The sequence below is a fragment of the Glutamicibacter sp. BSL13 genome, from assembly GCF_052928425.1.
On the sequence record NZ_JAVGCZ010000120.1, the window covers coordinates 1 to 7217 of the forward strand.

Here is a 7217-nt window from a genome sequence, read left to right on the forward strand (position 1 = left end):
CGCGGCCTAGCAGTTCTCGGCGCTCCCGCCGGCCTGGTCCAGCTGCTCGCGGCGGTGCGCGAACCGCAGCTGCACCCTGTCCGGCTGCCCCTGGGCCGGTGTTGCCGCGAGCCGAGCCTGGCCGCCGATAGGCAGGGTGAACATGGGACTGGTGTGCCCGAAGTCCAGGTTCGCGACCACCGGCACCGAGTCAAGCAGCGGATGCTTGTCCACCACTTGTTGGAGCATTGAGCGGGTGACGCCCGAATCCTGCTGGAAGCGGCCGATCCCAAGACCGGTGATGCCGGCGGCGTCGGGGCGCTGCAGCAGCGCGGCGAGGTTGCGGGCGAATTCATGGATGTCCCCGGCCGCGTCGTCCTCCAGGAACAGCATGGCACCCTCCAGCCGGGGCATCAGCCCGGTGCCCTGCAGCAGGTTCAGCGTGCACAGGTTCCCGCCGATGACCCGTCCTGTGCCCGCTCCCTCGCGCAAGACCCACGGTCCGTCGGTGGGCAGCGTCTGCCGCCCATCCTGGTTCATGAACCACAAGTCATCGGTGTAGGCCGTGGCCGGCTCAATGCTCCATGCCTGGCCGGAGGTGGCGGCAGTGAACCACTGGCCAGTGGGTTCAAAATGGTCGCGCATGCCAAACATGGACCAGTGCGGGCCAACATAGGTGATCATCCCGGTGCGTGCATGGATCGCGTTGGCCAGCACGGTGAAGTCCGAGTAGCCGCAAAACACCTTCGGGTTGGCGGCAATCAGGTCCCAATCCAGGTACGGCAGCAGCTCGTTGGCGTTGAACCCGCCGATCACGCTCATGATCCCGTCCACCGCCGGATCAGCGAACGCCGCGTGCAGGTCCTCCAGGCGCGAGGTGATCGACGAGCTGTCGAAGTCGTCACGCTCATCCACATGCCGTCCGAAGGAAAGCTTGATCCCCAGAGCCGCGAAACGCTCGTTGATCCAGCGCGTATTGTCATGTTCCATGACATAGCTGCGCGAGCAGGAGGGGGCAACCACCCGCACCCGAGCGCCGGGGCGTAGCCGGGCGGGAACGGTGACGTGCTTATCAGTCCAAGTCATCGTCCCAGCCTATCGGCCGCACGACTGCGGCGTGAGCTGGGTCTCAGGGGTGGCGAGCCGCGGTATTGCCCGTTAGCCGCGTTTGTCCTGCTCCACCAGGGCCAGGGCCTCGGGGGTGAACACCTGGTACCCGTATTGGCGGTGGTAGCCGTGGATTTCCCTGGTGTCCAACGCGTCCATGTAGTCCAGGATGGGCAGGCTGATCACCTGGCCGGGCACCAGCACCGGGAAGCCCGGCGGGTAGGGGGTGACGAACGCGGCCGACACCACCTCCTGGCCCGCCGCGATGCGCTCGCGGATGGCCGGGGAATGGTAGAACGTCGTGGCCGGGTCGTCGTAGGTCAGGTAGTAGGCCCGGCGCATGTCCCCGCTCTGCGCTCCCCCGTCAAAGGCCGGGGCGAAATGGCTGAAGTCCGGCAGCGGCACCTGCGGCTGGGCGGTGGGCTGGGCCGGGTAGGCGTCCCGCCCGTCCAGCCGGCGCTGGCGTTCCAGTTCGTTGGCGATCTTGATCAGCACCTCGATCAGGTAGGCGACGGCGCTGCGGTTGGTGCCGATGTTGGTCATCAGCAGCACGCTGGTGCGGCTGGTCTTGTTCACCTGGATGGCGTGCCCGTCCATCAGATAGCTGTGCTTGAACGTGTCCCCGTCCACCCCGGTGCGGCTGATGTCCAGGGTCAGCCGGCTGGGGTCAACCACAAACTCGTCGGTGTCCCAGGCCTGGTCCCAGGCCGCCAGACCGTCGCGCACCGGGTTGGTGTTGCGCGAGGTGCGGAACTGCTCGGGAATCAGATCACTGCTGTCCAACACCCGGAAGTACTTGCGCAGCAGGTCGTGGCGGGCAATGGCCTTGGAGATGGACAGGGCCAGGTCGACCTGCCGCTGCACCAGCGCATAGCCTTCCAGCTCCACCTGGCGGCGGCCAATGTCCAGGGAGGCCAGGATCTGGTAGTTCGGCGAGGTGGAGGTGTGCGTCATGTACGCCTCGCGGAAGGAGTTGGCGTTGCGGCTGGCGAAGTCCTGGTCATGCACGTGAATCATCGAGCCCTGGCGCAGCGAGGTCAGGGTCTTGTGGGTGGACTGGGTGGCGTAGATCCGCAGCCGGGTGACCTGCGGGTCCGGGATGAGCCGGGCGTTCAACCAGGCCTCGTCATTGGCCGGGTCCTCATGCGTGCCCGGTTCGGGCAGCTGCCTGACCTGTTCTTCGTACCGGCGGCGGTGCTGCGCGGTGGACAGGTCCGCCTCCAGGCCGCGGGCCGCGGCCATGGCGGTGCGTTTGCGGTAGATCGGGTGGAAACCGGCAAACGCGTACCAGGCCTCATCCCAAAGGAAGACCAGGTCGGGTTTGATGGCCAGGCATTCCTCCATGACCCGGCGCGGGTCGTAGATGATCCCGTCAAAGGTGCAGTTGGTCAGGGTGATCATCTTGACCTTGTGCAGCTTCCCGGCCCCCCGCAGTTCCAGCAGCGCCTTCTTGATCTCCCGCAGCGGCACCGCCCCGTAGATCGCGTGCTCCTGCAACGGGTAGGCCTCCAGGTACTTCACGTGCGCGCCGGCCAACACCAGGGAGTAGTGGTGGGATTTGTGGCAGTTGCGGTCCACCAGCACGATGTCCCCGGGAGCAAGAATCGATTGGTGCACGATCTTGTTGGCCGTTGAGGTGCCATTGGTGACGAAGTAGGTGCGGTGCGAACCAAACGCCCGGGCCGCCAGTTCGTGGGCCTCCCGGATCGAACCGTGCGGATCCAGCAGCGAATCCAGGCCACCGGAGGTGGCCGAGGTTTCGGCCAGCAGCAGGTTGATCCCGTAGAAGTCGACCAGGTCCCGGGCCCAGGGGGAGTTTTGCACCGATCCGGCGCGGGAGATGGGCATGGCGTGGAAAACGCCTCCCGGGCGGCGGGCGTGGCGCTGCAGCGCGTTGAAGAACGGGGTCTCGTAGCGGGAGAGGATTTCGCCAATGATCGACAGGTGCAGGTCCATCCCGTCGTTGCGGGAGAAGATGCGGCGGAACCTGCCGGTCAGTTCCCGGGCCAGGGATTCCAGGGCCACCCCCGCCACCAGGTAGACCGCCACCTCCGGGCGCAGCCGCTCCACCAGGCGTTCCAGGTCCAGCAGCAGGTCAACCTGCTTGCCGCTGGAGAACATCCCGCCCATCTGCGCGCTGATGTAGCCGTGCAGGGCGGTGCTCAGCTTCTGCCGGGTGTGCAGCTCAAAGCGCGGGGTGAGCACGCAGGTTTGAATGGTCGGATTGATCATGAGTGCCACCAGCGCATCCTCCACGCTGGGCACCACCACCAGATTGTAGGTGAACTCGTCGCTGCTGCGCCGCTGGTCAAGCATTTCCTGCTTGAAGCCCTCGATTTCCTCGACCCGCCCGTTGTCGACCATCAGCACCTCGACCACCGGCGTGAAGCGTGCGGTCGGTTCGTTTTCCTCATCCTCCGCGTGCAGGGTGTCCGGCTCAATGTACTGGGTTTGGGAGCGGAAAGTCTGGTTGACCAGGTATACCTTCTCCATGGCCCGGTCGTAGTCGTCAGCTTCCAGCGCCGCGACCATCTCATTGAAGTAGCTGATGCCCGGGGTCGCCCAATACGGTTCAATGGCAGCGATCAGCCCGATCAGCTTGCCCGCCTCCTGCACCAGCGTTTCGGGTTCCCCCGAGCCGTTGCCCACGACCCGCACCAGCTCGCTGAGAATGTAGCCCAGATGCTCCCAGGCGTCCTTGCGCCGGCGCCAGGCGCTTTCAGGGGTTCCCGTTGCGTTGACGGCTGGCTTGGCTAACCCGGTATCCACGGTGCTGGTCTTTCTCTCGTCCTAGTGCTGCACGAACCCTTGTGCCGGGAAGCCTAGCGGTCTTTGGTGACTGCCGTGTTTCACAGTTTTAACGGTCCGTTAAGGACGGCGCATGACATCGGTGCCTTCGGCATGATCCTCATTGACCGTCCGGTGTAGGCAGACTATGCCAAGTTTGCTTTTGTTGCCCCGTTGAGGCGCAAAGTTACCAGCGAACGCGTCGCCAGGGGATGCAGCGCTCGTAACACGAAGGATCCGCGCCCAACCGCGCTAAAGGGCGCAGGCGGGGGAACCGCGTCCAAGCGCGGTTCCCCCGCCCCCATGGGGCCCGGCGGGTTCTGCCCGGCTTCGGGGGTGCCGGACAGGACCCGTTGCTGGTTTCCTAGCGTTTCAGCAGCCCCAGCTTCACATTCTTGGGCCGCTGCATTTCCCCGTGCTGAGCGCCGAGCACAATCACGGTGGCCGCGAAACCGGGGATCAGCCACTGCAGCTGGCGCAGCTGCTTTTGGGCCTTGGCCAGTTCATCGGAGCTTCCGGCACGGGGTTCGGTGGCGCCCTTCGCCCCCTCTCCGGCCAGCTGATCCACCTTCTTGCCCAGTACCGCGGCATAGAACGTCACCGCGGCTCCGGCCAGGGTCACTCCGGTCTTGATCCACGTCCAGGCCATCACTCCGTCCTGGGTGGCATACCGGCCCTTGTTTTCCCACAGGATCGGGCCCAGGGAGGCCAGGTGGGCGGCAAACGCACCGGTCTGCACCGGCGCCCATTTCTTCCATCCCAGGCTTGAGAGCCGGGTTCGTTCGGTTGCGTCCTTGGCTTCGGACGTCGCTCCGTTCAGGCCCACGGCACCCATCAGCGAACCGCCGAACCAGGCGGCGGCCGTCAGGTCATGGACCGAGCGCGCAAAGAGATTTCCGGACATGAGTACATACCTTTCTTAAAAGTTGTCTCCCGGCCAGTTTCCCCAGTAGCCCGGGGTGGTGTTCATCGGCCGCGGTTGAACATCTCCACGGTGCCGGGGGTGCCGCCGAGAGGTAAAGACCAACCCGGAAACTGCCAGCTAAGCCAAGGAAGACACCGAAGGTTGCCCGGCGCGAAAGTCCGGGATCCCGGACAGCGACTTCGAGGGCGCCAGCCATTGCCCCCACCGGTGGCCAATGATGGAAGGTAAGTCCCATTGGCTCTCGTCCCGCGGAAGTGAAGTATGGAAGCAAATCTCAAGAACAGTGCAGTGACCCTGAACCTCGGCGGGACCACCGCCGAGGACGTGATCGCCGTGGCACGGCAGCAGGCCCCGGTGATGATCGCCGATGCGGTGCTCGCTGAGTTGGGGCGGGTACGCACCCACATCGAGCAGATGGCCGCCAGCGACACCCCGGTCTACGGCGTCTCCACCGGCTTCGGTGCCCTGGCCACCCGCCACATCCCCCAGGCCGACCGGGCCAAGCTGCAGCGCTCGCTGATCCGTTCGCACGCCGCCGGCATGGGTGAGCCGGTGGAACGCGAAGTGATGCGGGCCCTGATGTTCCTGCGCGCCAAGACCCTGGCCACCGGCCGCACCGGCGTGCGCCCGGTGGTGCTGCAGACGATGGTGGAGGTGCTCAACGCCGGGATCACCCCGGTGGTGCGTGAATTCGGTTCGCTGGGCTGCTCCGGTGACCTGGCGCCGCTGGCGCACTGCGCCCTGGTGCTCATGGGTGAGGGTGAGGCGGTGGACCGCGAGGGCGTGCTGCGCCCGGTGCCGCAGCTGCTGGCCGAGGCCGGTATTGAACCGCTGGTGCTGGAGGAAAAGGAGGGCCTGGCCCTGATCAACGGCACCGACGGGATGCTGGGGATGCTGCTTTTGGCGCTGGCGGACCTGGGCGAGCTGGTGGACATCGCGGATTTGAGCGCGGCCATGAGCGTGGAGGCCCAGCTGGGCACCGACCAGGTGTTCCGGGCCGATCTGCACGAGCCGCTGCGCCCGCATCCCGGGCAGGCGACCAGCGCCGCGAACATGTTCAACGCCCTGGCCGGCTCCCCGATCGTGGCCTCCCACCGCGAAGGGGACGGGCGGGTGCAGGACGCCTATTCGCTGCGCTGCTCCCCGCAGGTCACCGGCGCCACCCGGGACACCATGGACCACGCCGCCACCGTCGCCCGGCGCGAACTGGCCGCGGCCATCGACAACCCGGTGGTGCTGCCCGATGGCCGGATCAGCTCCAACGGCAACTTCCATGGTGCCCCGGTCGCCTACGTGCTGGACTTCCTGGCCATTGCCGTCGCCGATTTGGGGTCCATCGCCGAACGGCGCACCGACCGGATGCTGGATCCGGCCCGTTCCCGGGATCTTCCGGCCTTCCTGGCCGATGATCCGGGGGTGGATTCGGGGATGATGATCGCCCAGTACACCCAGGCCGGTTTGGTGGCCGAAAACAAGCGCCTGGCCGTGCCGGCCAGCGCGGACTCGATTCCCAGCTCGGCGATGCAGGAGGATCATGTGTCCCTGGGGTGGCATGCCGCCCGCAAGCTGCGCAAGTCCGTGGAGAACCTGCGCCGCATCCTGTCGATCGAGCTGGCGGTGGCCGGGCGCGCCCTGGACCTGCGCCGGCCGTTGCAGCCCTCCCCGGTGACCGGCGCGGTGCTGGGGCTGCTGCGCAGCAAGGTGCAGGGCCCGGGTCCGGATCGGTTCCTCTCCGCCGATTTGGAGGCCGCCTACCAGCTGCTGGCCGACGGGCAGGTGCACCGGGTGCTGCGCGAGGCGCTGGCCGGGGACCGTTAACCCCCGCCCCCGGGCAGGGTGAGCAGTACCGCAGCCTGCCCGGGGCGGAAAGGGCGTAAACTTGGTGAGCAAGAATTCGCTCTGCCTGCAGGAAAGAACCAGCTGATGCAACGCACCATGTTCAAGTCCAAGATCCACCGCGCCACCGTGACCCAGGCGGATCTGCACTACGTCGGGTCGGTCACCATTGACCAGGACCTGTTGGACGCCTCCGACATCCTGCCCGGGGAGCTGGTGAGCATCGTGGATGTGACCAACGGGGCCCGCCTGGAGACCTACACGATCGCCGGCGAGCGCGGCAGCGGCGTGGTGGGCATCAACGGGGCCGCGGCCCACCTGGTGCACCCCGGTGACCTGGTCATCATCATCAGCTACGCGCAGATGGAAGATGCCCAGGCCCGCGCCTACGCCCCGGCGGTGGTGCACGTGGATGAGCACAACCGGATGATCCACCTGGGTGATGACCCGGCGGTGGCGGTCGCCGACGGTGTGCAGACTCCCCCGTTCGCGCAGGTCACCGGCAACTAGTCGAGCCTGCTAGCCGGCGTCCGGCTGCGGCTTCGTCCCGGGCCGGTCCTGGTCGGGGAACCGGGCGGCCAGG

General features: G+C 66.6%; 5 protein-coding genes. 2 read left to right on the plus strand and 3 right to left on the minus strand.

Annotated features, from left to right (window positions below):
• Window positions 1-6: 6 nt before the first annotated feature.
• The 3 genes from RCJ92_RS14250 to RCJ92_RS14260 all read right to left on the minus strand — a co-directional run bounded on the left by RCJ92_RS14250 (window position 7) and on the right by RCJ92_RS14260 (window position 4777).
• Window positions 7-1065, minus strand: coding sequence for a S66 family peptidase (locus RCJ92_RS14250; protein WP_446754902.1), 1059 nt, complete (start codon window positions 1063-1065; stop codon window positions 7-9).
• A 72-nt stretch (window positions 1066-1137) separates the two neighbouring features.
• Entirely contained in the window at window positions 1138-3855 is a 2718-nt protein-coding gene (locus RCJ92_RS14255; RefSeq protein WP_446754903.1) for an aminotransferase class I/II-fold pyridoxal phosphate-dependent enzyme, read from the minus strand.
• Between the two features lie 382 nt (window positions 3856-4237).
• Window positions 4238-4777: a hypothetical protein gene (locus tag RCJ92_RS14260; RefSeq protein WP_446754904.1), complete on the minus strand. Its 540-nt coding sequence runs from the start codon at window positions 4775-4777 to the stop codon at window positions 4238-4240.
• Window positions 4778-5059: 282 nt separating this feature from the next.
• Here RCJ92_RS14260 and hutH point away from each other — a divergent pair, with 282 nt between their 5' ends.
• Together hutH and panD are read left to right on the plus strand one after the other, a co-directional pair.
• Window positions 5060-6616 carry a histidine ammonia-lyase gene (gene hutH / locus RCJ92_RS14265; protein ID WP_446754905.1) on the plus strand — a complete coding sequence of 519 codons (1557 nt, stop codon included), beginning with the start codon at window positions 5060-5062 and terminating at the stop codon, window positions 6614-6616.
• Window positions 6617-6721: 105 nt separating this feature from the next.
• The gene (panD, locus tag RCJ92_RS14270) at window positions 6722-7144 is read left to right on the plus strand and encodes an aspartate 1-decarboxylase (RefSeq protein ID WP_138926759.1); all 423 of its coding nucleotides are present in this window, start codon (window positions 6722-6724) and stop codon (window positions 7142-7144) included.
• The last annotated feature ends 73 nt before the right edge of the window (window positions 7145-7217 follow it).

Excerpts from the sequence above, each read along its gene's own strand:
- RCJ92_RS14260 (WP_446754904.1), bottom strand. The coding sequence starts at position 4,777 with ATGTCCGGAAATCTCTTTGCGCGCTCGGTCCATGACCTGACGGCCGCC.
- hutH (WP_446754905.1), top strand. The coding sequence starts at position 5,060 with ATGGAAGCAAATCTCAAGAACAGTGCAGTGACCCTGAACCTCGGCGGG.
- panD (WP_138926759.1), top strand. The coding sequence starts at position 6,722 with ATGCAACGCACCATGTTCAAGTCCAAGATCCACCGCGCCACCGTGACC.
- RCJ92_RS14250 (WP_446754902.1), bottom strand. The coding sequence starts at position 1,065 with ATGACTTGGACTGATAAGCACGTCACCGTTCCCGCCCGGCTACGCCCC.